Below are 23102 nucleotides of genomic sequence, written 5' to 3' on the forward strand. Positions count from 1 at the left end.
GCCAGGGCCGGACACTGCTTGAAGTGGGGTGGGTGTGTCCATCAACTTTAGAACAGAGTAGGGCGGGTATCGAAAAAACTTATGAAAGGCCAGATGCATGGCGGCCAACGTCAAAAGTTCGCAGCCTTCGCCAGCTCCTACATTGCGGATCGTTCCCACGCTCCCGCGTGGGAATGCCTCAACGGACGCTCTGCGTTTGGCGTTTGATGGGACGCGGAGCGTCCCGGGCTGCATTCCCACGCAGAGCGTGGGAACGATCGTTGCGGTGGGATTCAGTGCAGAGCGTGGGAGCGATGATTGCGGTGGGGTTCAGTGCGGAGCGTGGGAGCGATCGTTGTGGCGGGGCTCAGTCGTCATCCTGGCCCATCAACTGCCTCACCCCATCCCACGCTTGCGCGCGCATCCGCTCCAGATCCAGCCCCGGTATCACGCCGTCGTCCACCACCACGCGTCCGCCGACGAGGCTGTAACGCACGGCAATCGGTTCCCCCGCGACCACCGGCGCCACGGCAATGTCGTGGAAGCCAAAGAACCGTGGATGGTCCAGGCCATAGATCACCAAATCCGCCGCTTGGCCAATCTCCAACGTCCCGACCGCGCCCAGCCCCAACACCTGCGCGCCACCCGCCGTGCCCCAGTGGATCACCTCTTCAGCGGTGGTCGCCGAGGCCCCTTGTTCGGCGCGATGGATCAGCCAAGCGGTGTGCGCTTCGCCGACCATGCTCCCGGATTCATTGGACGCCACACCATCGACCCCCAGCGAAATCGGCACCCCGGCCTCGACCATTTGTGGCACGGGCGCGACGCCGCTGCCCAAGCGCGCATTGCTCACCGGGCAATGGGAAATGCCGGTGCCGGTTTGCGCGAGCATGCGGATTTCCCCGGGTTGCAGATGCACGGCGTGGGCGAACCAGACGTCGGGGCCGAGCCATTCGTGTTCGGCGACGAATTCCACCGGCAGGCAGTTGTATTTCTCGCGGCAGAAGTTCACGTAGTTCTGCGTCTCCGACAGGTGCGTGTGCAAGCGCAAATTGAGCCCGCGTGCGGTGTGCGCCAACTCCCGAAGCAAGGTCGGTGGCAGGGAGAAGGTCGGGGTGGTCGGGGCGACGACGACCCGGCGCATGGCATCGGGTGTGTCCTGGTGATAGCGAGACTTTAGCCGCTCGATATCGCCAACCATTTGCTCCAGCGATTCCGGTTGCAGCGCGGTTTTCGAGAACCCCGGATGGGCGCTGGCCGACTCCAGCGCGCCGCCCCGGCACAGCACGAAGCGCAGGCCGAATTCATCGGCGGTGTCGAACAACTGGTCACCGCTCTCGGTGCTGCCATGGGCGTGATACAGGTAGTGATGATCAGCGCAGGTGGTGACGCCGGACAGCAGCAATTCCGCCATCCCCAGCCGTGCGGCGATCCGGGTCAGTTGCGGGGTAAAACGGTTGAGACGCGGGTAAGGCACGCTGGCGAGCCAGCCTTGCAGGTCCTGGTTCAAACCTTCGGGCACGGCTTTGAGCAGGTTCTGGAACAGGTGATGGTGGGTGTTGATCCAGCCTGGATAGACCACCGAATTACGTGCATCGATTACCCGTTCGCCGGGTTGCGCCTCCAGTCCGACGGCCATTTCGGCGATGCGGCCGTTGACGATGCGAATGTCGACATTGCCGGCCCGGGCACGCGGGCCGCGCAGGCCGGTCATCACCGCCACGGGGTGTTTGATCAGGATGTTTTGCAGTTGAGTCATGGTCGGCTCCGGTCAGAGGATGTGGGAGGCAGAGTTACTGGCGGGGGCATCGGGCACGCTGACGCCATTAAGCGCAGCGTTGAGCAGCACCGACACCAGGCAGGCGATCACCACGCTGCTGTGCAGGAACGGCTGGCACCACTCGGGCATTTGCTTGAACAGGGTCGGCGCGAGCACCGGCACCAGGGCGGCAGCGATGGTGAAGCCGACGATCAGCACGTTGTAGCGATTGCGCTCGTAATCGACTTTGGCCAGGGTCTGAATCCCGGCCGCCGCCACCACGCCGAACATCGCGATCCCGGCGCCACCCAATGCGGCGGTGGGCATGGACGCGATGATCGCCCCGGCCTTCGGCACCAGCGCCACCGAGCACATCAGCAAGCCGCTGATCGCCACCACCCAGCGGCTGCGCACGCCGGTCAGAATCACCAGCCCGACGTTTTCCATGAAGGCAATGAACGGAAACGCCGCGAACATCCCGGCGATGGTGCTGGCCAGGCCATTGGCGCGCAGGCCGTTGATCACTTGTTTCTCTTCCACCGGTTTGTCGACGATGTCGCCGATGGCCACGAACAGGCCCATGGACTCGACCATCTGCACGATCATCACCACGATCATCGTGGCAATCGGGATCAGGCTGAACGTCGGCAAGCCGAAGTAGAACGGGTAGGGCACGGTGAGCCACGGCGATTCCTCCACGCTGTGGAAACTGCCCATGCCCAACCCGTAGGCCAGCGCGGCGCCGACCAGCATGCCGACGAGCACCGCCATGTTGCGCATCATCGGGCTGCCGTAACGGTTGACCAACAGGATGGTCGCGAGCACCACGGCAGCGACAGCGAGGTAGGCCGGCGCGCCGAAATTGCTGGCGTTGCGCCCGCCGCCGACCCACTCATAAGCAATCGGGAACAGCTGCAAACCGATCACGGTGACGATGCAACCGGTCACCACTGGCGGGAAGAACCGGCGCAATCGACCCACGAACGGCGCGGCGAGCATGGTAAAGATCCCCGCGCCGATCACCGCCCCGCAGACCCCGGCGAACCCCACCTGTGGGTTGGTGCCGATGGCGATCACCGGGCCGACGCTGCTGAACGCCACGCCCTGGAGAATCGGCAAACGCACGCCGAATTTCCAGAAACCGACGGTTTGCAACAGGGTGGCGATGCCGGAGCAGAACAGCGTGGTGCTGATCAGCACGACGGTATCGGCCTGGGACATTTTCAACGCGCTGGCGACAATCAACGGCACGGCGATGGCGCCGATGTACGAGACGGCCATGTGTTGCAGGCCGAGGGTGAGCATTTGCCGGACCGGCAGAATCTGATCGACCGGGTGCACGGTGGAGACGGTAGTGGCTGACGACATGGGGAAACACCTCTTGCTGTTTTTGTGCTGTAGAGAGGGGTATTCGTTCTGATGCCGGGGGGTGATCAGTCGACCACCGCCGTTCCTTGTGAGAGCTGACTCTGTGGCGAGGGGCTTGCCCCCACGCCACAAAAGCCCGCTCACACAGGGGTTTTGCGTCCGGCATCAGCCTTTCGTTCTGTGTGCCCGGAACCGCCATCCACCGGCTCCGATGCCGTGTTCAGCCTGCCAGGCAGGCGGCAAAGCCCTGGTTCAGCGCCGCGCGGTCCAGGTCGCGGCCGATGAACACGATTTTGCTGGAGCGCGGTTCCGTGCCCCACGCCGTCGAAGCGCGGAACTCGACCAGGCTGTGCACGCCTTGCAGTACATAGCGCTGGTCCTGATTCGCCACCGACAGCACGCCTTTCATGCGGTAAAGGGTGTCGGCCTGCTCGGTGCGTAGCTGGGTGATCCAGCGATGAAAGGCGCCCAGGTTCACCGCGCCGTCCACGGCGATCCCGACTGACGACACGCTCGGGTCGTGCTCATGGTCCGGTTCGTCGTGATGATGGTCGTCGGCGTGATGGTCGTGTTCCGAACCGATTTCCATCAGCTTCTGAGTCGATTCAAACGCGCCGATCCCGAGGATTCTGGTCAGGTCGATCTCGGCATAACTGGACGTCACCAGCTCCGCCGTGGCGTTCAACCCGCGAATCTTGCCCCGCAGCGCTTCCACGTCTGCGGCGCTGACCAGATCGACCTTGTTGATCACGATCCGGTCGGCACACACGATCTGATCCACCGCCTGGTTGTCCACGCCATCGAGCTGCAAATCCTCCAGATGTTGGGCGATGTGCTTGGCGTCGACCATGGTCACGATGGCATCGAGTTCCACTTCGTCGGCAATCGGGTCGTTGATGAAAAAGCTCTGGGCCACCGGGTACGGATCGGCCAGGCCACTGGTTTCGATCAGGATGTGATCGAGGCGCACCGGGCGCGCTACCAGTTCACGGACGATGCGCACCAGGTCTTCGCGGACTTCGGCGGTGCAGCACACGCAGCCGTTGACCATCTCGTAGATTTCTTCGGTTTCGGAGCTGAGCACCAGGTCGCCATCGATGCCGACTTCGCCGAATTCGTTTTCGATCACGGCAATTTTGCGGCCGTGGTTTTCCTTGAGGATGTAGTTCAGCAGGGTGGTTTTACCGGCGCCGAGGAAGCCTGTGAGGATGGTCACCGGGATTTTGCGGTTCGGGGTTGGGGCATTGAATGGGCTGTTCATGCGAGCTCCTTCTGTGTTGCTGATTGGCCGGCGCCCACTGGGCCGGGTTCACCCCAGCGCAGCGCGGTACCGGCATCGAGGCCGAACAGGTCGAGGACACGGCCGAGGCTGTGATCGACCATTTGCGAAAGGTTGTGCGGGCGGGCATAGAAGGCTGGCACCGGCGGGGCGATGATCCCGCCCATTTCGGTGACGGCCGTCATGTTGCGCAGGTGCGCGAGGGTCAGCGGGGTTTCTCGGGCCATCAACACCAGCGTGCGGCGTTCTTTGAGCGTGACGTCAGCGGCACGCCCGATCAGCCCCGAAGACGTGCCGGTGGCAATCTCCGCCAGGGTACGCATGGAGCACGGCGCGACCACCATGCCCAAACAACGAAACGAACCGCTGGCAATCCCGGCCGCCACATCGTCGGCCCGGTGGTAATGGCTGGCCAGGGCGGTGACGTCGGCCAGTTTGTAGTCGGTTTCATGGGCCATGGTCAGCAGCGCGGCACGGCTGATGATCAAGTGGGTTTCGATGTTCAGCCCGGCGAGCAATTCCAGCAGGCGCACGCCGTAGATAAACCCGGACGCACCGCTGATGCCGACCACCATCCGCTGACGGTTCATGACTGGTAGCTCTTGAGCAAGGTGCGCGCTCGCTCGATCACGTCCTGATTCAATTGCGCCTTGATCCCGTCGAAGCCCGAACCCCGCGTCGCATCCAGCCCCATGCGCGAAGTGGTGCCATTGACCGAGGACGACGGATCAAGCGGACTGCCGGGCAAGCCGTCGATGACGAAAAAGTCCTGATGCGGCTGAAAGTGCGTGGCCAAAGCCCAGAGCACTTGGCTGTCATCGGTGATGTCGATGTCGCTGTCCACCGCGATCACGGTTTTCAGGTACGGGTCCCAGCCGAGCAGGGCGAGCATGATTTGCCGCGCCTCGCCGTCACGACTTTGATCCAGCGCCACGTAGCAATGAAAGTGCGTGCCGGAATTCGGGTAGTGGACGGAGGTGACAGAAGGAAAACGCGCCTTGAGCTTTTCGCTCATCTCCGCTTCACGAGGCAGCCGCGCCAGGGTCAGGTGTTCGGCATATCGCCCGCCGACCACGTCTACCAACCAGGCGTCCTTGCGGCGCATCAGGGTGTCGACGCGCAATACGTTGTTGGTCGAGCGATCCGAGGAATAGCCGCTGAATTCGCCGAACGGCCCTTCCTCGGCATAGGCCGCCGGGTCGATGGCGCCTTCGAGCACAAACTCGGCGTAGGCCGGCACACCGATGCCGTAGCGCGGGGTCTTGACCAGTTCCAGCGCCGAACCGAACAAGCCACCGGCCACCGCACGTTCATCGCTGCCGTAGGGCAAGCGTGCGGCGGCGGCGAGCATGAACAAGGGGTGCGCACCGACCACCATCGCCACGCGCAACTCTTCGCCGCGCTCGCGTGCGGTTTGCAGCATGCGCCACAGGTGCCCCCGTGAATGCAGGCTGGTGGCGAGGGTCTGGCGGGCATGGCGCATCGAGCGGTGGTAGCTCATGTTGGCGATACCGGTGACCGGGTCTTCGGCAATGATGATCGCGTTGGTGATGTACGGCCCGCGATCACTGTCGAAGTGCTTGAGCATCGGCAGCAGCGCCAGGTCTACCGCTTCGCCTTCGAAGATTTGGTCCAGCACCGGGCCGGTTTCCACGTAGCGCGGCGGGATCGGCTGGTTGGCACGGGCCTGAAAAGTTTCGTGCAACTGCGACGGCGTCACGCCGAAGATTCGCGCAATGCGGGTCCGGGAGGCGAACAGGTTGGTCGCCACCGGCACGCCGAGCTGGCCGACCTTTTCGCAGATCAGCAACGGGTCGCGGCCTTGTGTGGCGAGGGCATCGACCAGGGCGGTGACGTCCTGGTCGGCCGAAAGCTGTTGGTGAACGGTCAGCACATCGTCCGGGTACTGCCGGCGATAGGCGTCGATGAAAGCGTGGAAGTCCTGGGTATCGCCGAGCGTCGAGAGGGGCATGGTTTCACCTCGTAAAAAAGCAGGCGCGCAGGGGATCGGCGACGTTCGATCGACAAGCCGTTGGCCTGCCGGTCGATCAAACGCCGGTTCATCTGAACGCCTGAAAGGTCGCTGTGCTCTTGTTTAAAAAGCCTAGAGGTACGTCGTGGTCAGACGAATGTCCGCCTCGATCAGGTCCTTGGGTGGCGGCGTCGGTTCGATGCCGCACAACCGGGCGATGTTGTTGCCCAGGTAGTCCTCAAGGTGATCCTCATCGATGCCCAGACCCTGCGGCGCCGGTGAGCACAAGACCTCCAGTTCGCGCAACCACATCCCCGGTTCGTTAGGGGGCGAGTCAGTGCCGAACACGATCTTGTTACGCGGCAATTCCTTGGCGAATTCGACGATCCGCGACTGGAAGCACCAGCCGGATTCGCAGTACACGTTCGGCGTGTCCATGGCCATCCAGAACGCTTCGAACGAGTAATTGCCACCGGTCTGGATACCGAAGTGACCGATGATGAAATTGACCATCGGGAACTCGCGGATGATCGGGTAGAACATCGTCGGGATGGTGTAGGGACCGTCACCGGTATGGATCAGCACCACGATGTTGTACTTGGCGCAGACCTTCATCGCCGGGCGCAGCCAATCGAGTGCGCGGTCCGGGCGGTAGCCGTGCATGTTGGCGTGCAGCTTGAGCATCTTGAAGCCGTATTCCTTGATGTGGAATTCCAGCTCAGCGGCACCGTTTTCCGGTCCCCAGCGCGGGTTGAAGTTGAAGTTACCGATGAAACGGTCGGGGTACTTCATGCACAGCTCGGCGATGTACGACATGTAGTCACGCACGCCTTCGCGGCCGCGACGGTTGCCGTCGCGATACCCGGTGTTGCCCGGTGGCGGCTGGATGAAGCCCATGTCGATGCGCCGGGGTTTGCCGTTGATCATGTACGGGCCGTCCATCAGCTTGAGCATGCGCTCGCCCGTGAACGGTTCGCCGGTGTGGCGCCAGGCCTCGTCGACCAGGTTGGTGGGGTGCAGATGGGTGTCGATAATCATCGGTTCAGCTCCTGGCCAGTTGGGTGGTGACTGGGCGCTTGAGTTGCGCCTCTGCTTCGCTGACGGTGCGCGGCGGCGCGGTGGGCTCCAGGCCGATCATTCGCGCGGTGTTGTTGCCCAGGTAGTCTTCGAGGGTGTCCTCGTCGAGGTTCAGGCCCTGTGGCGGCTCATGGCAAAGCACTTCGAGCAGGCGCAACCACATGCCCGGTTCGTTCGGCGGGGTGTCGGTGCCAAAGAGGATTTTGTGGGTCGGCAGGACCTTGGCGAACTCGACGATCCGCGATTGCAGGCACCAGCCCGATTCGCAGTAGACGTTGGGCAACTCCATCGCCCATTGCATCGGTTCGAACACGTAGACGCCGCCGGTCTGCACGCCGAAGTGGGCCATGATGAAATCGACGTTGGGGAATTCCTTGATCATCGGCACCCATTCCGACGGGATGCTGTACGGACCGTCGCCGGTGTGCAGCTTGACCGGGATACCCAGCTCGGCGCATTTCTCGAAGCATGGACGGACCCAGTCCAGTGCGCGGTCAGGACGGTAGGCGTGCATGTTGGCCTGCATCTGGACCATCTTGAAGCCGTGTTCGGTGACGTAGCGCTCGATGGCTTCGACGCCATTCTGAACACCGCAACGCGGGTTGTAGACGAAGCAGCCGATGAAACGGTCCGGGTAGGTCTGGACCATTTTCAGGGTGTAGGCCATGTAGGCGTCGATGGATTCGCGACCGCTCAGGTCGCCGTCGGTCCAGGTGTAAATGGTGTTGCCCTGGGGCGGTTGGATGAAGGCTTTGTCGATGCGGCGAGGTTTGCCATTGACCATGTAGGGGCCATCCATCATCTCCAGCAGACGCTCGCCGGTGAACGGGTCACCGTCATGCCTCCAGGCGAGGTCCACCAGGTCGGTGGGATAGCAACTGATATCGATGATCATTGAAGTCGATCTCCTGATAGCGGGGAAGGGAGCCTTTGGGCTCACAGCAACCACGTCCCGGGTTATCGGCCATTTCTATGCGCATGAACGCGCATTCCCTCGCCTGGTCGCATCCGGTTCGGGACGCTGGTTGCCTGGGAGGAAGTATTGGGAGGGGGTGTTCGGTTCGTACAATATTAATTGGGCGGGGTGTTGATACCTGTTCGATATCGGGCGCCAAACCGACTGATCGTTCCCACGCTCTGCGTCACTAGTGTCCGGTAAACACGTTTCATAGCTGAAGGCTGCCTTGGGCAGCCTTCAGCTTTTCTCGCTCCTGCCTTCGTCTATCTCTTAACTCTGGGACAGCGGGCCGCTCATGCAGGACATGGGCTATGCGAACTGTGAACTCGAACAGTGAACCGGTAAATCCCGAGCGCCGATGGAAAATTTGCAGTAGCAAGTAACTGATCAAGGCGCTGTAAATTTGCAGGCGCACTGCGTTTTCAGAAAAGGCATAGAAACGTTTGAGTTTCAGATGTTGTTTGATCCACTTGAAAAACAGCTCGATCTTCCAGCGATCTTTGTACAGGGCGGCGATTTCCTCCGCTGTTCTGGTGAAGTCGTTGGTCACCAGCGTTAACGGTGTGGCATGGCTCTTGCGCTCAACCACGACGCGTCTTAGCGGTGTATCGCGGTAGTCATTCAGACGTTTTCCGGCCAAGCGTTTTTTACCAAATTGGACGACTTCGTCGGTCATGACCGAGCTTTGCTCGGTTGCGGGCGAGTGCGCGCGCAGCACTTTGGTATTGGCGTTTTTCTTCAAACGAGTGACGAAAAAAGCCCCCTTGGTTTGCAACTGGTGCCACCAGTTGTAATCGCAGTAACCCTTGTCGAACACATACGTCATACCGGCCTCGATCGGCATTTTTAATGCGTCGCTCACGTCGTTGACGTTGGCCGGCGTGATGTTGACGTACACCGGGGCCAGTTGCGCCAAATCCAACCCCACATGCACTTTGAGGCCCTGGGTAATTTGGGTTTTCGTCGCCGCCGTCCAATCATCGAAGTGAGGACCGCGCAGGGTGATTGAAGTCGAATCAATCAGACTGACCATGGCACCGACTTCTTTACGCTGCTGGCGGCTGATGCCGCGCAACAACAACTCGCAAAGATCCTGAAATGGCCGGTAGTCGCGCTTGTTCAAAGCGTCTGACAGGGTCGAACGAGCGATGGGGCCGGCTTTGAGATGGTAGCTGTGCGGGCCTAGAGTTTCGGAGAAGGTCGCCAAGGACCGCAGGCTCAAGGCTTGGGTTACATGGCCGCTGATCAGCGTTACCAGCAATTGCCAGGACGTGCAGCGTTTGACGTAGCGATCAGCCTGGTGCCTTTCGGCAGATTGCCGGAAGAACTGACGCGGAATTGCACTGAGTAACTGGGCTAAACGGGTACTGGTGAACATGAGTGGTCAAAATCGAGTCTGAAAACTCCGATTATGACTGACAGCCGCCAACAGCAGGGGGAGCACGCTCCCCCTTCGTTTTTTACCGGACACTAGTGACGCTCTGCGTGGGAATGCCGCCCGGGACGCTCCGCGTCCCATTGGAACGCGGAGCGTCCCTTGATGCATTCCCACGCGCAGCGTGGGAACGATCAGCGATCAGCGATCAGCGCTCAAAGGTGCGTCGGGCCAGGGTTTTGATCACCTCAACCACCGGCGCCACCCGCTCAGCCTGTCCCGGCGGCCACACGGCGTAGAGGTTGTAATGCGCTGGAATTTGCGCCTCGTTCAGCTCTACCAGACGCCCCGAACGCAAGGCATCCGCCGCCAGCAATCCACGCACCAGCCCTGCGCCGACGCCGGCCTCGGCGGCGGCGATCAGGTTCGCCGCATTATCAAAAACTACCCGTGCCGAAGGTTCAACCGGGGTCATGCCCGCCGCATCCAGCCATGGAATCCACGACCGGCGCGTATACCCCAGCAACGGCAATTGCAGCACCTGCGCTGGAGTCATCGGCACCTGCAAACCATGCCGTTCCAGTAATGCAGGCGATGCCACGGCCCGAACGCTGTCGCCACAAATCTGCGACATCTCGCAGTCGTCCCAATCGCCATACCCATAGCGTAACGCCAAATCCACGCGCTCAAATGCGCTGCGATCCGAGCGCGGCATCGACAGCAACACCACCTCATGCTCCGGCAATAAATCCAGCAGCTGCGGCAAGCGCGGATTGAGCCAGCTCTGGGCCAGTTCGCTGTCCACGTCAATCGTCAGCCGTTGCGCCACGCTGCGGTTTTTCACCGAGGACAATGCCCGGTCAATCTGCGCCAGACCGTCGGACAACACGCTGGCAAACAACTGCCCGGCGTCAGTCAGGTTGCTGCCGCCGCCTTCACGGACGAACAGCGGCTGGCCGATGAAATCTTCCAGCGAACGGATCTGCTGGCTGATGGCGCTGTGGGTCAGATCGAGTTTGCGCGCAGCGCTGGAGAAGCTGCCGCTGCGGGCGGCCTGGATAAACGCGCTCATGGACTGCACCGACGGGTATCGCTTGTACATGCTGTTAGTCCTACTTACACAGGATGGCAGAAATCGTCGCTGGCCCGCTGTTGCGCAGGCTTCCAATAATCGATCACCAGGCCTGCATGAAGACAGGCCGCTCTCTTGGAGCCTGACAATGATCGAATTCACGGTAAACGGCGAACGACACGAGCTGGTAGAGGCGTCGCCCTCCATGCCCTTGTTATGGGTGTTACGTGACCACTTGAAACTCACCGGCACCAAATTCGGCTGTGGCATGGGCCTGTGCGGTGCGTGCACCGTGCACCTGGACGGTGTCGCGGTGCGTTCCTGCCAGTTGCCGGTCGCCGCTGTGGCGGGGCACCGCATTACCACCATCGAAGGCTTGTCGCCGACCGAACAGCATCCGCTGCAACTGGCCTGGGTTGCCGAAGATGTGCCGCAATGCGGTTACTGTCAATCCGGGCAGATCATGTCCGCCGCCGCGTTGCTCAACACCGGGGCGGCGGTCAACGATGAGTCGATCCGCAACGCCATGTCCGGCAACCTGTGCCGCTGCGGCACCTACGGGCGGATCAACAAAGCCATCAAGCGCGCGGCGTCCGCGCCGAAGGAGGCGTGATGATCACTCTGTCGCGCCGGGCCTTTCTCAAACAATCGGCGACCGTGACGGCGGGGCTGGCGATTGCATTTCATCTGCCTTCGGGCATCGCCGCAACGACGGGTGACTTCGAACCGAACGCCTGGGTCCGCGTGCTGCCCGATGGAACGGTGAAACTGGTGGTGCACAAGCACGATTCCGGCACCGGCACTCAGACTGCGCTGGCCGCATGCGTGGCCGAGGAACTGGACGTCAACCCGATGACCGTGCAGGTGATCACCCCGGAGAATCCGTTCTTCGAGGCATACATTCATCCGGTCTGGAAAGTGTTTTCCACGGGCGGCAGCACCAGCGTTTCCCTGGAATACGATCGCTTGCGCATGGCCGGTGCCACGGCGCGGGCGCTGTTGATCGCGGCAGCGGCCAAACAGTGGAACGTCAGCCCCGACAGCTGCACCACGGAAGAGGGCCGGGTGCTGCACAGCAAAAGCCAACGCAGCCTTGGGTACGGCGAGCTGGTGACGGTTGCCGCCCAGTTGCCCGCACCGGCCACGGTGACGCTGAAAGACCCGGCGCAGTTCAAGTACATCGGCAAACTGCGGCACAAACGCGATGCCGCGGCCAAGGTCTGCGGGCGTTTCAAGTACAGCATCGATGTGGTAGTGCCGCAGATGCTGGTGGCGGTGATTCAACGTGCGCCAGTGGTCGGTTCGAAGGTGATGTCGGTGGATTCCGCCGCCGCGTTGCAAGTGCCAGGTGTGCGCAAAGTGATCGCGATTCCCGGGCGCCCGGATGTGCTCGGCGGCAATCTGGAAGGGGTCGCGGTGTTGGCCGAGACCTATTGGGCGGCGCATCAGGGCCGTGCCGTGCTTGAGGTGAAGTGGAGCGACTCGCCACTGGCCGGGTTCGACAGCGATGAACTGGTGAAAGCGCAGGCAGCCGCACTGGATGACAAAGCGGCACAGCGGGTCACTGCAATGGCTGCGGGCGATGTCAGTACTCAATGGCCGAACGCGGCGAAGCTGCTCGAAGCCGATTACCGTATGCCCTACAAGGTGCAAAACCCGCTGGAACCGATCTGCATCACCGCCCAGATCAAGGACAACGCCATCACTTACTGGGGCGGGGTTCAGGTGCCGTCGTCGGCGCTGGAGGCGGCCGAAACCGTGTGCAAGATCGCCAAGGACAAGGTCACGATCAACGAGCTGGTGTCCGGCGGCAGCTTCGGTGCCCGGGAATCCAAATACTGGCTGTTCGAAGTCGCCTATCTGGCGCAACAAGCGAAGGTCCCGGTCAAGTTGATGAACAGCCGCGAAGATGAAATGCGTGCCTTGTTCATGCACCCGGCGACCTTGCATCGGGTCAAAGGCGCATTGGACGCTCAGGGCCGATTGACCGCGCTGCAACTCAACGCCGTGTCGCCGGCCTCGCCAGAACAATGGGAGCCGGGCTATTTCGAGCGCCCGGACAAAATGGACTACAGCACCACCGAGGCCATCACCGCATGGGACTTTGCTTATCGTCCGCCACACCTCGACCTGGCCTGGATCAAGCATGAAAGCGACGTGCCCAGTGGCTGGTATCGCTCGGTCAGCTTCATTCCCAATGTGTTCGCCGTGGAAAGCTTCATGGATGAACTGGCCCATGCCGGCGGGCAAGATCCATTGGCGTTTCGCCTGGCCAACATGAAAGACCGGCCCCGGCATGTCGCGGTGCTCAAAAGCGCCGCCGAACGCGCCGGCTGGGGCCAGCCATTGCCCGAAGGCAGCGCGCTGGGGATCGCGACGAATCAGGGTTACACCAGCTTCATCGCCGTGATCGCCCAGGTGTCGAAAAAGGACGGCGCGACCAAAGTCGACAAGCTCACCTGCGTGGTCGATTGCGGCTTGGCGGTGTCGCCGGGTGGGGTCGAGGAGCAAATCTACGGTGGCCTGATGTGGGGCTTTGGCCATGCGTTGTTCGATCGGCTGGACATCAAACAGGGCAGGGTGGTGCAGAGCAATTTCCATGATTATCGGGTGACGCGGATGTCGGACATGCCGGTAACGGATATCCTCGTGCTCGACGGCGAACCGAGCAAACCCGGCGGTGTCGGTGAGTTGGGCAGCCCATCGGTGGCCCCGGCCATCGCCAATGCGCTGTTCAGCCTGACCGGTGTGCGCCAGCGCTCGACGCCGCTGACTCTCGGATAGCCGCCATGGACCTGCGCTTGCTGCGTTATTTCATGGCCCTGGCTGAAGAACTGCATTTCGGCCGGGCCGCCGAGCGCTTGCACATCTGCCAGCCGCCACTGAGCCAGCAGATTCGCTTGCTGGAAGAGGAACTCGGCACGCCGTTGTTCGAGCGCACCCATCATCGAGTCGAACTGACGGCGGCCGGGCAGATGCTCAAGGAGCAGGCGCCGCTGGTCTTCGAGCAACTGAACCGTGCGCTGGACCTGACGCGCCAGACCGGGCGTGGGCAATTGGGCGAACTGGAAATAGGCATGATCAGCTCGGTGATGGTCGGCGTTCTGCCCCGGGCCTTGCACCTGTTTCGCGAGCGCTATCCGCAGGTCAATTGGCGCTTGCACGAGATGACCCCGGCGGCGCAGGTCAAGGCGTTGAAGGCTAAACGCATCGACGCCTGCGTGTTTCGAGTCGGCTCTGATGATCCGCAGTTGCGTAATGAGCTGCTGATTTACGAGCCGATCCGCGTGGTGATGCCGGCGGACCACCCGTTGGCGCAACGCGAAAGCCTGGCGCCTGCGGACCTGGCGCAGCAACCGTTTGTGGCGCTGGAGCTCAAGCAATCGCGGTTTGCCGATTTCCTTTATCAGTGCTGTATCAAGGCTGGATTTACCCCGCAGATCCGTCAGCAAGTGATCGAAGTGCAGACCTTGCTCAGCCTGGTGCGGGCCGGGTTCGGCGTGGCGTTGCTGCCGGCCTCCATCGAACAGATGGCCCCGGCCGGCCTGGTCTTCCGCCGCCTGACCCCGGCGTTGCCGGAAGTGCCGTTATACGTCACCTACCGCGCCGACGATGCCTCGCCGGTGCTCAAGTTGTTTCTCGATACGTTGCGTGAGTTGATCGTCGAGGACAGCGTTAAACCCTGAGTTGAGGCAAGCCCCTGTGGCGAGGGGGCTTGCCCCCGTTGGACTGCGCAGCAGTCCCTTCTTTCTGAGGGCCGCTTCGCGCCCCAACGGGGGCAAGCCCCCCTCGCCACAGTGTCTGTATTCGCACGTTCCTAATCCACTGCGGTCGTAATCTTCACATGGGGGCTAAAGAGCGCCGCCGCACTTTGTGGAGATCCAATGAGCCAGGACGTCCTGACCACCGAAACCAATCGTCGTCAGTTGCAGCAGATCATTGCCGGTTTGTCCGACGGGGTGATTTTGCTGGAGCTTGACCAGACCATTCTCTGGGCCAATGACGCCGCGCTGGCCATGCACGGGGTCAAACGGATCAATGAGTTGGGGGCGAATGCCAAGGAGTATGCCGAGCGCTTCGCCTTGCGCTATCGCAACAATCACCTGGTGCCCGCAGACAATTACCCGATCAACCGGATCGCCCGGGGCGAGATTTTCAGTGATGTGTTGGTGGAAGTGATGCCGACCGACGACGAAGAGCGAATGCGGGTTCACAGCGTTCGCAGCATGGAACTGGCTGACGGCGCAGGTAAGACCGAATCCCTGGTGCTGATCATGAACGACGTCACCGAATGGGCCAGCGCCGAGCAGCGTTTCGAGAAGACGTTCAACGCCAACCCGGCTCCGGCGGTGATTTGCCGTCTCAGTGATTTGCGTTACATCAAGGTCAACCAGGGCTTCCTGGAAATGACCGGCTACACCCGTGATCAAGTGATCGGCGTGTCCACCTATGAGCTGGATATTCTGCAAGGCGCGGAAAAGAAAGACCTGGCAATCGAACGTCTGCGCCAGCACGCGACGATTCCGCAAATGCAGGCCGAGTTGAAGCTGCCCGACGGCGGCAGTAAACAGGTGGTCGTTGCCGGGCAACCCCTGGAGCTCAACGAAGAAGACTGCATGCTGTTTTCCTTCGTCGACATGGAGGCGCGGCACAAGGTCGAACTCGCCCTGCGCCAGAGCGAGGAGCGCTTCGCCAAGGCCTTTCGCCTGACGCCGGTGCCGACGCTGGTGTGCAGCGCCGAGGATCAGCTGGTGATCGACGTCAACGAAGCCTTCCTCGATACCCTTGCTTACCCCAGCGAAGAAGTGCTCGGCAAGACCGTGACCGAGATCGACTTCATCGATGACAAGGGCGCGCGCACGCGTTTGTTTGCGGCCCTGGAGAAGGCTGGCAGCCTGGATCGCATCGACGTCCGGGTGCGCAAGAAAGGCGCCGAGCTGATCGAGTGTGCCGTCTCGGCCGACACCGTGAATATCCAGGACAGCCCTTGCTACCTGTTGGTGTTCATGGACATTACCGAGCGCAAACGCACGGAACTGGAGCTGGTGTCGGCGATTGAAGAAGTGATGAAAGACGCCTCCTGGTTCAGTCGCACCCTGATCGAAAAGCTCGCCAATGTGAAAAACGTCAATTCGCCGAAGTTGCCTAGCGTGTCGTTCACCGACCTGACGGCCCGGGAGCGTGATGTCCTCGGGTTGATCTGTGAAGGCCTGGCCGACAAGGAAATCGCCGCGCGCCTGAAACTGGCGCCGAACACCGTGCGCAATCACGTTTCCACGGTGTATTCCAAGCTGGATGTGCACAGTCGCAGCGAGGCGATTGTCTGGGCACGCGAGCGTGGGTTGTTCTCCACCGAATGGCGGCCGAAGGCGCAGCGATAAGGTGCAAATGCACTAGCCGCAGCGGTGCAAATGAATGTTCTGGGCGGGTGCGCCAGTTCTTAGTCTGCAAGGGTGCGACAGAGGTCTTCGAACCCCGATCGCGTCCCTTCGAAAAAGCTTAAGGAACAGTCACATGGATCATAAACAGTTCAACAGCGTGTTCGTTTCTGCAGTGTTGGTTGGGTAAATCGGCATGATTTATTTAACTCAATTGCGTGCTCAACTGGAGCGCAGTTTTTCGCCGCTGGCCTGTGAGTGCACGCTCACGGGGGACAACTCCTTGACCGTGAAGCTCTATCACCCGGTGTCGGGGCAGGTGGACCTGGTGGTCAGTGGTTTGAGTGTGGCAAATCTCAGGACGCCTGAGGCTGTCTTGGCGTTGATCGAGGAGCTGCGGTATGAGCTTGAGAGCAATGGCCTGCATCGGCCTGAGACCTCATAAACCGTGGGCGGCCCCATCTGTGATCAGCCAATTCAAGGATGTTTCCTGGCATTGGCAAGCAGCTAGGCTATAAGAAATGCGTGGTACTCATTTTCTGTGACCGGCCCGCGGCTGCGCGGTGATGTTTGCGTGTCGCGGAAACACGTCGATCAGCCACCGCAGGTCAGCCTATGAATAGTCTTGGGAAACGCGTTTTCATGCCACTGTCGCTCGCCTTTGGCGCGGTGATCGCCAGTGGTTGCGCCAGTCCTCCACCTCCGCCCCCCGTCATCGCGCCACCACCGCCGGAACGCACCTGTGAAACCCTGGATAAAACCGATGTGATGGGCGATGCGCGGATGGACGCGCAGGTGACTCGAACCACCACGACCACCCGTTGCGTCACTCAGTAGCCACCCGAAAATGTACGGTAAGCACAAGAACTTGTGGCGAGGGGGCTTGCCCCCGTTGGGTCGCGAAGCGGCCCCCGCTCTTCGCAAGCAAGGAAGGGGACTGCTGCGCAGTCCAACGGGGGCAAGCCCCCTCGCCACAGGTACAGCGTAAATTTGTGCCATCGGCTTGCCTGACTTACACCTCTTCAACCCTGACCCAACGCGCCTCCTGCGCCGCCAAACGAATCGCCGCCGCCAACCGTTCCACTTCCCACGCCTGCTCGAAATCCGTCCCGCCCTGGCTGAGCCCGGCCAACGCCATCACCAGGTCATGCACCTCCAGCGTCTTGAGTTCGTTGTAACCCAGCTGATGCCCGGCTGCCGGGCTGAACGCCGCATAACCTGGCAAGTTCGGCCCCGCCAGCACGCGCTGGAAGCCGTCCTGCCCGGCGCGGAACAGACGCAATTCATTCAAGCGTTCCTGATCGAAGGCGAGGGTGCCTTGGGTGCCGCTGATCTCGAAGCTCAGGTGATTCTTGTAGCCGTGCTTGAGCCAACTGCTGCTGAACGTGCCCCGGGCGCCATTGGCGAAGCGCAGCAGCGCATGGACCTGATCGTCCACCGCGATGGAACGTTGCTCCTGGCTGCCGACCGTGGCGGGGCGTTGCCGGTGCACGGTCTGGATGTCGGCGCACACCGCTTCGACATCGCCCACCAGAAAACGGGCCATCGACAGCAGGTGACTGCCCAGGTCCGCCAAGGCGCCGCCGGCATGCCCGGCATCGCAACGCCAGGACCACGGTGAGGCGGGGTCGGCCATGAAGTCTTCGCTGAACTCACCCTGGAAACTGATGAGGTCGCCCAACTCGCCGTTCTGAATCAGCTCCCGCGCCAGGCCGATCATCGGATTGTGCTGATAGTTGTAACCCACCCGCGTCACCACACCCGCGGCTTTGGCCGCCAGGCGCATGGCGTTGGCTTGTTCGAGGCTCACGGCCAGGGGCTTTTCGCAATACACCGGTTTACCGGCGGCGAGGGCGGCCATGGCCATGGGGTAGTGCAAGTGATTGGGGGTAGTGATGGCGATCAGGTTGACCTTCGGGTCATCGATCAGCCGTTGCCAGTCGCTGTGGGCACTGTCGAAACCCCAGGCGTCCGCGCATTGCCGGGCACGGAGCGGGTCGGCATCGGCCAGGGCGGCGAGTTTGAGCTTAAAGGGCAGCTCGAAGACCGCGCTGACGTTGCGAAACGCCAAGGCGTGGGCACGGCCCATGAAGCCTGTGCCGATGAGTCCGATACCGAGTTCGCGCATAGCCGGGGTCCTTTTGGATTTTTGTTTTCAGGAGGGCTATTTATGGAATAAATATTCGTTATTTGCAAATAGTAGAATTTATATTTATTCAGGCTGATCGCTGATCGTTCCCACGCTCCGCGTGGGAATGCAGCCCGGGACGCTCCGCGTCCCAATCGAGAGCTGGAACGCGGAGCGTCCCTTGAGGCATTCCCACGCAGAGCGTGGGAACGATCAGTGGGTGACGGCGGGCAATAAAAAAGGCAGCCCTGAGGCTGCCTTCGTGTATCCGGCGCATCGAATCAGGACAGAAAACCACCATCCACATTCAACGAAACCCCAGTCGTATAGCTGGAAGCATCACTCGCCAGGTACAACACCGCCCCCGCCATCTCACTCGGATCCGCCACTCGCTTGAGCGGAATCTGCTGCAACGCCGTCTTCAGAATCGCATCGTTCTTCACCAGCGCCGAGGCGAACTTGGTGTCGGTGAGGCCTGGCAGCAGGGCGTTGCAACGAATGCCGAATTGCGCGCATTCCTTGGCGAAGACTTTGGTCATGTTGATCACCGCCGCCTTGGTCACCGAGTAGATGCCCTGGAAGATCCCCGGCGAGATGCCGTTGATCGAGGCGACGTTGATGATGCTGCCGCCGCCGTTGTCGCGCATCAGCTTGCCGGCCTCCACGGACATGAAGAAGTAGCCGCGGATGTTCACGTCGACGGTTTTCTGGAAGGCGCCGAGGTCGGTGTCCAGCACGTTGCAGAATTGCGGGTTGGTCGCGGCGTTGTTGACCAGGATGTCCAGGCGCCCGAATTGTTCGCGGATGGCGGCGAAGACTTGGGTGATCTGTTCCATTTCACCGATGTGGCAAGCGATGGCGGTAGCTTTGCCGCCGGCGGCGATGATCGCGTCGGCCACGTGTTGGCAACCGTCGAGTTTGCGGCTCGAAACGATCACGTGGGCGCCTTGCTGGGCCAGCAGTTTGGCGATGGCTTCACCGATGCCACGGCTGGCGCCGGAGACGAAAGCGATCTTGCCGTCGAGGTCGAACAACTGAGTCTTGGACATGCTGTTTCCTTGTTATGGAGCCGGATCAGAGGCTGGATTTCTGGATGACCTGCAAGCTCATCTGCTCCAGCAGTTTGTTCATGTGAATGAACTGCGCGAAGCGTTTGTCCTGGGTCTGACCATGGAAGAAGCGGTAGTAGATCTGCTGCACGATGCCGGCCAGGCGGAACAGGCCGTAGGTGTAGTAGAAGTCGAAATTGTCGATCTGGATGCCTGAGCGTTCGGCGTAGTAATCGACGAATTCGCGGCGGGTCAGCATGCCCGGCGCGTGGCTCGGCTGGCGGCGCATCAGCTGCACCGGCGCCGGGTCGCTGGCTTCGATCCAGTAGGCGAGGGTGTTGCCCAAATCCATCAGCGGATCGCCAAGGGTGGTCAGCTCCCAGTCGAGCACACCGATGATGTCCATTGGGTTGTGCGGGTCGAGGATCACGTTGTCGAAGCGGTAGTCGTTATGAACGATGCTCGACGTCGGGTGGTCGGCCGGCATCTTGTCGTTGAGCCAGGCCTTGACCACGTCCCACTGCGGCGCGTCTGGGGTCAGCGCCTTCTCGTAGCGCTCGCTCCAGCCTTTGATCTGCCGGGCGACGTAGCCTTCGGGTTTACCGAGATCGGCCAGGCCGCAGGCCTTGTAGTCGACCCGGTGCAGCTCGACGAACTTGTCGATAAAGCTTTTGCACAACGCTTCGGTCTGGGCTGAGTCCAGCCCCAGTTCCGGCGGCAGTTCCGAGCGCAGGATGATGCCGTTGACCCGCTCCATCACGTAGAACTCGGCGCCGATCACCGATTCGTCGGTGCAGTGTACGTAGGCCTTGGGGCAGTACGGGAAGCCGTCCTTGAGCTGGTTGAGAATGCGGAACTCGCGGCCCATGTCGTGGGCGGACTTGGCCTTGTGGCCGAATGGCGGGCGACGCAGGACAAATTCCTGTTCGGGGTATTCCAGCAGGTACGTCAGGTTCGACGCGCCACCGGGAAACTGACTGATCGCAGGCAAACCGCTCAAGCCCGGAATATGGGCCTTGAGGTACGGATCGATCAGGCTGGCATCAAGTTCTTCGCCGGAGCGGATACGGGTGGACTGATCAGTAAGCGCCATGCTTATCCCTTCTGCTTATTTTGGAGGCCAGACATCATTGGCTAATCTAATGGTGAGACGGGCGTGCCACAAGCGTGGCACGGTCTTATAGGTTCGCGTGTTGCTGGATAATCAGCGTTCCTGATGTGTGAAAAGCGGCGGCGCGGGCGATGGCGCAGGAGGTGCTGCGCTTCCAGGAAGGAGCTTTTTTGGGTGAGCTGATCCCGGCGGTTGTGGACGCTGTTGGGTGTGCTTTAGGGGGCACTCCGGGCGAGGATCGGAATCGGCAACTCAATCGGTGTCAGCACCGGATGGCCGGCAAAGAACGCCAGCAGATTCTTGCCAACCAGCTCCACGGTGCCTTGGGTTGCCTCCGGGGACAGCCCGGCGACATGGGGGGTCAGGATCACATTGGCCAGGGTTTTCAGGGCGTCCGGCACCTTGGGTTCGTGGTCGAACACATCGAGTGCGGCGCCACCGATCCGGCGTTGCTCCAGTGCGCTGATCAGGTCTGCCGTGACCACGACGCTGGCCCGGGCAATGTTCACCAGAAAGCCGTTAGGCCCCAGCGCGTCCAGCACTTGACGATTGATCAAGTGCTGGGTGCCCACCCCGCCCGGGGTGGCGACGATCAGGAAATCCGACGCCCGGGCCAATTCCGTCGGCGTCGAGCAGTAGCTGTATGGCACGTCACTGCGATGCTGACGGTTGTGGTAACTCACGCTCATGTCGAAACCATTGCCCGCGCGTTTGGCGATGGCCATACCGACCGCCCCCAACCCGAGAATACCCAGGCGCTTGCCGGCCAGGGACGGGCGCATGATTTTTGGCCATTCGCCACGGCGCACAGCGGCATCGGCCCGGGGAATGTCGCGTACCAGCGACAGCAACAGGGCCATGGCGTGGTCGGCTACCGAAGAGGCATTGACCCCGGCGCCATTGGTGACTGTGATGCCACGGTCGCTGGCGGCTTGCAGGTCGACGTGTTCGTAACCGGCGCCGATCACACAGATGATTTTCAGGGCGGGCAGGGCGGCGATTTCTTCGCTGTACAAGCCCAGCGGGCCGCGGGTCAGCACGGCATCGATGCGTGAACCGTGGGTGGCGATGGCCTGGCTGCGCTCGGCAGGCGTCGGCGCCAGGATCAGGTGAAAGCCCTGATGTTCAAGAATCGGCAGGTAGTCATTGATGGTTTCAACCAATACCAGAACGGTTGCAGTCATGCTGGGCTCCTGTGGGCACCGAAATGTCGGGGGCTCGAAAGTCGTTTCAGATTGCTGATTCCAGAGCGGTTTGGCAATCACCAAAGATCATAGGCTATGGGTTGATGTGCCGTGAGAGCGGGCGCCCCGAATCCGACGCCGGGCATGGCCCTGTAGGAGCAAAGCTTGCTCGCGATGGCGATTATAAGGACGCCATCGCGAGCAAGCTTTGCTCCTACAGGGTCGGCGTTACCGGTTTCTGAGTGGTGTCGTCCACCGTCAGGAACGCCCGCGCGGCATCGAGGATTTCATCAGACAGGGCATCGCCGCGGGTGGCGCGGGCCAGGGTCAGGGCGCCGACCATCAGCGAGTAGTCCACCAACGCTCGTTGCCGATTGGCTTCGGGCTGATCCGCGCCCATCAGTGGGGTGAGCATTTGCAACAATGCTTCGAGGCCCTGGGTGTAGGTCTGGTGTAAACCGCTTTCAATGGCTTCGTGGCACATGTCGCCGGCGAACGCCGTGACCGGGCAGCTTTCCCCAGGATTGTCACGATTGGCCGCCGACAGGTAAGGCGTGATGATGCTGGTGCGAGCGGAGAGTTGGTCGCCGCTGTCGTCGATTTTCTGCTTCCAGCGTTCCAGCGAATGGCTGAATGCCCGGCTGCAGGCCTCTTGCGCCAGGGCTTCCTTGGACTCGAAGTGCCCATAGAACCCGCCATGGGTCAGGCCGGCGGCGCCCATCACATCGACGACGCTGATGCCATGCAGGCCGCGCTCGCGAAACAGCCGTGTGGCGGCCTCGACGATGATTTCGCGGTTGAGGTCGGCTTGTTTGCGGGAGACTCGAGGCATCAGCGACTCACAGGTAGAGGGGGCGGGGAGGCATCAAACGGCGTATTGGGCAATCCCGTTGCCGAACGACCAGTTCTCTTTCTTCACTTCCACCAGATTAATGAAAACATCTTCCAGGCGTATCGCCAGTTCGGTATTCAAGCTTTCGGCGATGGTTTTGAAGAGGCGTTTTTTCTGCTCAAGGGTGCGGCCTTCATTCAGGGTGATCTGGATCACCACCAGGCTGTCGGTACGCTGGATACCCAGGTATTCGGTGTCGAAGATGAAATGCTGCTCATCGTGCTCGGCCAGAATCTGGAAATTATCGTGTTCCGGCACATTGATGGTGCCGCGCATGGCGGCGTAAATCAGCTGGCCGACGCGTTTGGCGAAAGTGGGATCCTGATGCTTTTTGATGTCGACACGAACCAGTGGCATGGGATGACTCCGGACGGACTGAAGGTCAATTAAAAATACATGACAGTTGAACTTTAAAAAACTGAAATTTGCCTGTGTGCCTGACACGGGGCCGGGTGCAGGTCCTTCGGCGCATCTGATCCGCACAACCGCTCCTCAGCTAAGTCTTTGCTTCTGCTCATTAA

General features: G+C 61.2%; 21 protein-coding genes. 6 read left to right on the forward strand and 15 right to left on the reverse strand.

The features are described 5' to 3' along the window. Nucleotides 1-346: 346 nt before the first annotated feature. From ACZ89E_RS05170 to ACZ89E_RS05210, 9 genes are all read right to left on the reverse strand, one after another. A complete protein-coding gene (locus tag ACZ89E_RS05170) occupies nucleotides 347-1738 on the reverse strand; it encodes an amidohydrolase family protein (protein WP_476255016.1) in 1392 nt (463 codons plus the stop codon). Between the two features lie 12 nt (nucleotides 1739-1750). Next, on the reverse strand, nucleotides 1751-3106 hold the full coding sequence (locus ACZ89E_RS05175; RefSeq protein WP_476255017.1) for a nucleobase:cation symporter-2 family protein: 1356 nt from the start codon (nucleotides 3104-3106) through the stop codon (nucleotides 1751-1753). Nucleotides 3107-3326: 220 nt separating this feature from the next. Continuing rightward, nucleotides 3327-4367, reverse strand: a complete 1041-nt coding sequence (locus ACZ89E_RS05180) for a CobW family GTP-binding protein (RefSeq protein ID WP_476255018.1) — start codon at nucleotides 4365-4367, stop codon at nucleotides 3327-3329. Then, entirely contained in the window at nucleotides 4364-4975 is a 612-nt protein-coding gene (locus tag ACZ89E_RS05185; protein WP_463257609.1) for a UbiX family flavin prenyltransferase, read from the reverse strand. Before ACZ89E_RS05185 ends, ACZ89E_RS05180 begins: the two co-directional genes overlap by 4 nt. Continuing rightward, entirely contained in the window at nucleotides 4972-6357 is a 1386-nt protein-coding gene (locus ACZ89E_RS05190) for a UbiD family decarboxylase (protein WP_476255019.1), read from the reverse strand. Before ACZ89E_RS05190 ends, ACZ89E_RS05185 begins: the two co-directional genes overlap by 4 nt. Nucleotides 6358-6489: 132 nt before the next feature. Next, entirely contained in the window at nucleotides 6490-7395 is a 906-nt protein-coding gene (locus tag ACZ89E_RS05195; protein ID WP_134418495.1) for an amidohydrolase family protein, read from the reverse strand. Between the two features lie 4 nt (nucleotides 7396-7399). Then, a complete protein-coding gene (locus tag ACZ89E_RS05200; RefSeq protein ID WP_149661419.1) occupies nucleotides 7400-8329 on the reverse strand; it encodes an amidohydrolase family protein in 930 nt (309 codons plus the stop codon). Nucleotides 8330-8600: 271 nt separating this feature from the next. Next, entirely contained in the window at nucleotides 8601-9770 is a 1170-nt protein-coding gene (locus ACZ89E_RS05205) for an IS4 family transposase (protein WP_476255020.1), read from the reverse strand. Nucleotides 9771-9975: 205 nt separating this feature from the next. Beyond that, on the reverse strand, nucleotides 9976-10869 hold the full coding sequence (locus ACZ89E_RS05210) for a LysR substrate-binding domain-containing protein (protein WP_149661420.1): 894 nt from the start codon (nucleotides 10867-10869) through the stop codon (nucleotides 9976-9978). A 118-nt stretch (nucleotides 10870-10987) separates the two neighbouring features. On the opposite strand from ACZ89E_RS05210, the gene ACZ89E_RS05215 reads away from it, so the two are divergent. The 6 genes from ACZ89E_RS05215 (at nucleotide 10988) to ACZ89E_RS05240 (ending at nucleotide 17054) form a co-directional block, all read left to right on the forward strand. Then, complete coding sequence (locus ACZ89E_RS05215) at nucleotides 10988-11452, forward strand: (2Fe-2S)-binding protein (RefSeq protein ID WP_463257605.1); 465 nt, start codon at nucleotides 10988-10990, stop codon at nucleotides 11450-11452. Further along, entirely contained in the window at nucleotides 11452-13623 is a 2172-nt protein-coding gene (locus ACZ89E_RS05220) for a xanthine dehydrogenase family protein molybdopterin-binding subunit (protein ID WP_476255021.1), read from the forward strand. The genes ACZ89E_RS05215 and ACZ89E_RS05220 overlap by 1 nt, the downstream gene beginning before the upstream one ends. A 5-nt stretch (nucleotides 13624-13628) precedes the next feature. Then, on the forward strand, nucleotides 13629-14525 hold the full coding sequence (locus ACZ89E_RS05225) for a LysR substrate-binding domain-containing protein (RefSeq protein WP_149661423.1): 897 nt from the start codon (nucleotides 13629-13631) through the stop codon (nucleotides 14523-14525). 198 nt (nucleotides 14526-14723) lie between these two features. Then, nucleotides 14724-16220, forward strand: a complete 1497-nt coding sequence (locus ACZ89E_RS05230; protein WP_463257602.1) for a helix-turn-helix transcriptional regulator — start codon at nucleotides 14724-14726, stop codon at nucleotides 16218-16220. A gap of 193 nt (nucleotides 16221-16413) precedes the next feature. Next, nucleotides 16414-16662 (forward strand): DUF1652 domain-containing protein, encoded by a 249-nt coding sequence (locus ACZ89E_RS05235; protein WP_149661425.1) that lies wholly within the window; start codon nucleotides 16414-16416, stop codon nucleotides 16660-16662. 197 nt (nucleotides 16663-16859) lie between these two features. Next, entirely contained in the window at nucleotides 16860-17054 is a 195-nt protein-coding gene (locus tag ACZ89E_RS05240) for a hypothetical protein (RefSeq protein ID WP_149661426.1), read from the forward strand. A gap of 175 nt (nucleotides 17055-17229) precedes the next feature. Here the strand turns inward: ACZ89E_RS05240 and ACZ89E_RS05245 are convergent, their stop codons facing one another. The 6 genes from ACZ89E_RS05245 to ACZ89E_RS05270 all read right to left on the reverse strand — a co-directional run bounded on the left by ACZ89E_RS05245 (nucleotide 17230) and on the right by ACZ89E_RS05270 (nucleotide 22938). After that, on the reverse strand, nucleotides 17230-18345 hold the full coding sequence (locus ACZ89E_RS05245) for a Gfo/Idh/MocA family protein (RefSeq protein WP_476255022.1): 1116 nt from the start codon (nucleotides 18343-18345) through the stop codon (nucleotides 17230-17232). Between the two features lie 281 nt (nucleotides 18346-18626). Further along, nucleotides 18627-19394 carry an SDR family oxidoreductase gene (locus ACZ89E_RS05250; protein WP_133838939.1) on the reverse strand — a complete coding sequence of 256 codons (768 nt, stop codon included), beginning with the start codon at nucleotides 19392-19394 and terminating at the stop codon, nucleotides 18627-18629. Nucleotides 19395-19419: 25 nt separating this feature from the next. Then, the gene (locus tag ACZ89E_RS05255; RefSeq protein ID WP_133838940.1) at nucleotides 19420-20487 is read right to left on the reverse strand and encodes a phosphotransferase family protein; all 1068 of its coding nucleotides are present in this window, start codon (nucleotides 20485-20487) and stop codon (nucleotides 19420-19422) included. A gap of 233 nt (nucleotides 20488-20720) precedes the next feature. Then, nucleotides 20721-21689: a 2-hydroxyacid dehydrogenase gene (locus ACZ89E_RS05260; protein WP_149661429.1), complete on the reverse strand. Its 969-nt coding sequence runs from the start codon at nucleotides 21687-21689 to the stop codon at nucleotides 20721-20723. A 214-nt stretch (nucleotides 21690-21903) separates the two neighbouring features. Beyond that, on the reverse strand, nucleotides 21904-22521 hold the full coding sequence (locus ACZ89E_RS05265) for a TetR/AcrR family transcriptional regulator (protein WP_476255023.1): 618 nt from the start codon (nucleotides 22519-22521) through the stop codon (nucleotides 21904-21906). A gap of 33 nt (nucleotides 22522-22554) precedes the next feature. Next, entirely contained in the window at nucleotides 22555-22938 is a 384-nt protein-coding gene (locus tag ACZ89E_RS05270) for a tautomerase family protein (protein WP_149662116.1), read from the reverse strand. Nucleotides 22939-23102 lie beyond the last annotated feature (164 nt).

The sequence above is a fragment of the Pseudomonas sp. TE3899 genome, from assembly GCF_056279105.1.

Bases quoted from the DNA above. Each gene is read 5' to 3' on its own strand.
- ACZ89E_RS05190 (WP_476255019.1), bottom strand. From the start codon at position 6,357: ATGCCCCTCTCGACGCTCGGCGATACCCAGGACTTCCACGCTTTCATC.
- ACZ89E_RS05225 (WP_149661423.1), top strand. From the start codon at position 13,629: ATGGACCTGCGCTTGCTGCGTTATTTCATGGCCCTGGCTGAAGAACTG.
- ACZ89E_RS05240 (WP_149661426.1), top strand. From the start codon at position 16,860: ATGCCACTGTCGCTCGCCTTTGGCGCGGTGATCGCCAGTGGTTGCGCC.
- ACZ89E_RS05175 (WP_476255017.1), bottom strand. From the start codon at position 3,106: ATGTCGTCAGCCACTACCGTCTCCACCGTGCACCCGGTCGATCAGATT.
- ACZ89E_RS05170 (WP_476255016.1), bottom strand. From the start codon at position 1,738: ATGACTCAACTGCAAAACATCCTGATCAAACACCCCGTGGCGGTGATG.
- ACZ89E_RS05265 (WP_476255023.1), bottom strand. From the start codon at position 22,521: ATGCCTCGAGTCTCCCGCAAACAAGCCGACCTCAACCGCGAAATCATC.
- ACZ89E_RS05230 (WP_463257602.1), top strand. From the start codon at position 14,724: ATGAGCCAGGACGTCCTGACCACCGAAACCAATCGTCGTCAGTTGCAG.
- ACZ89E_RS05245 (WP_476255022.1), bottom strand. From the start codon at position 18,345: ATGCGCGAACTCGGTATCGGACTCATCGGCACAGGCTTCATGGGCCGT.
- ACZ89E_RS05260 (WP_149661429.1), bottom strand. From the start codon at position 21,689: ATGACTGCAACCGTTCTGGTATTGGTTGAAACCATCAATGACTACCTG.
- ACZ89E_RS05235 (WP_149661425.1), top strand. From the start codon at position 16,414: ATGATTTATTTAACTCAATTGCGTGCTCAACTGGAGCGCAGTTTTTCG.
- ACZ89E_RS05215 (WP_463257605.1), top strand. From the start codon at position 10,988: ATGATCGAATTCACGGTAAACGGCGAACGACACGAGCTGGTAGAGGCG.
- ACZ89E_RS05220 (WP_476255021.1), top strand. From the start codon at position 11,452: ATGATCACTCTGTCGCGCCGGGCCTTTCTCAAACAATCGGCGACCGTG.
- ACZ89E_RS05200 (WP_149661419.1), bottom strand. From the start codon at position 8,329: ATGATCATCGATATCAGTTGCTATCCCACCGACCTGGTGGACCTCGCC.
- ACZ89E_RS05270 (WP_149662116.1), bottom strand. From the start codon at position 22,938: ATGCCACTGGTTCGTGTCGACATCAAAAAGCATCAGGATCCCACTTTC.
- ACZ89E_RS05180 (WP_476255018.1), bottom strand. From the start codon at position 4,367: ATGAACAGCCCATTCAATGCCCCAACCCCGAACCGCAAAATCCCGGTG.
- ACZ89E_RS05185 (WP_463257609.1), bottom strand. From the start codon at position 4,975: ATGAACCGTCAGCGGATGGTGGTCGGCATCAGCGGTGCGTCCGGGTTT.
- ACZ89E_RS05210 (WP_149661420.1), bottom strand. From the start codon at position 10,869: ATGTACAAGCGATACCCGTCGGTGCAGTCCATGAGCGCGTTTATCCAG.
- ACZ89E_RS05255 (WP_133838940.1), bottom strand. From the start codon at position 20,487: ATGGCGCTTACTGATCAGTCCACCCGTATCCGCTCCGGCGAAGAACTT.
- ACZ89E_RS05250 (WP_133838939.1), bottom strand. From the start codon at position 19,394: ATGTCCAAGACTCAGTTGTTCGACCTCGACGGCAAGATCGCTTTCGTC.
- ACZ89E_RS05205 (WP_476255020.1), bottom strand. From the start codon at position 9,770: ATGTTCACCAGTACCCGTTTAGCCCAGTTACTCAGTGCAATTCCGCGT.
- ACZ89E_RS05195 (WP_134418495.1), bottom strand. From the start codon at position 7,395: ATGATTATCGACACCCATCTGCACCCCACCAACCTGGTCGACGAGGCC.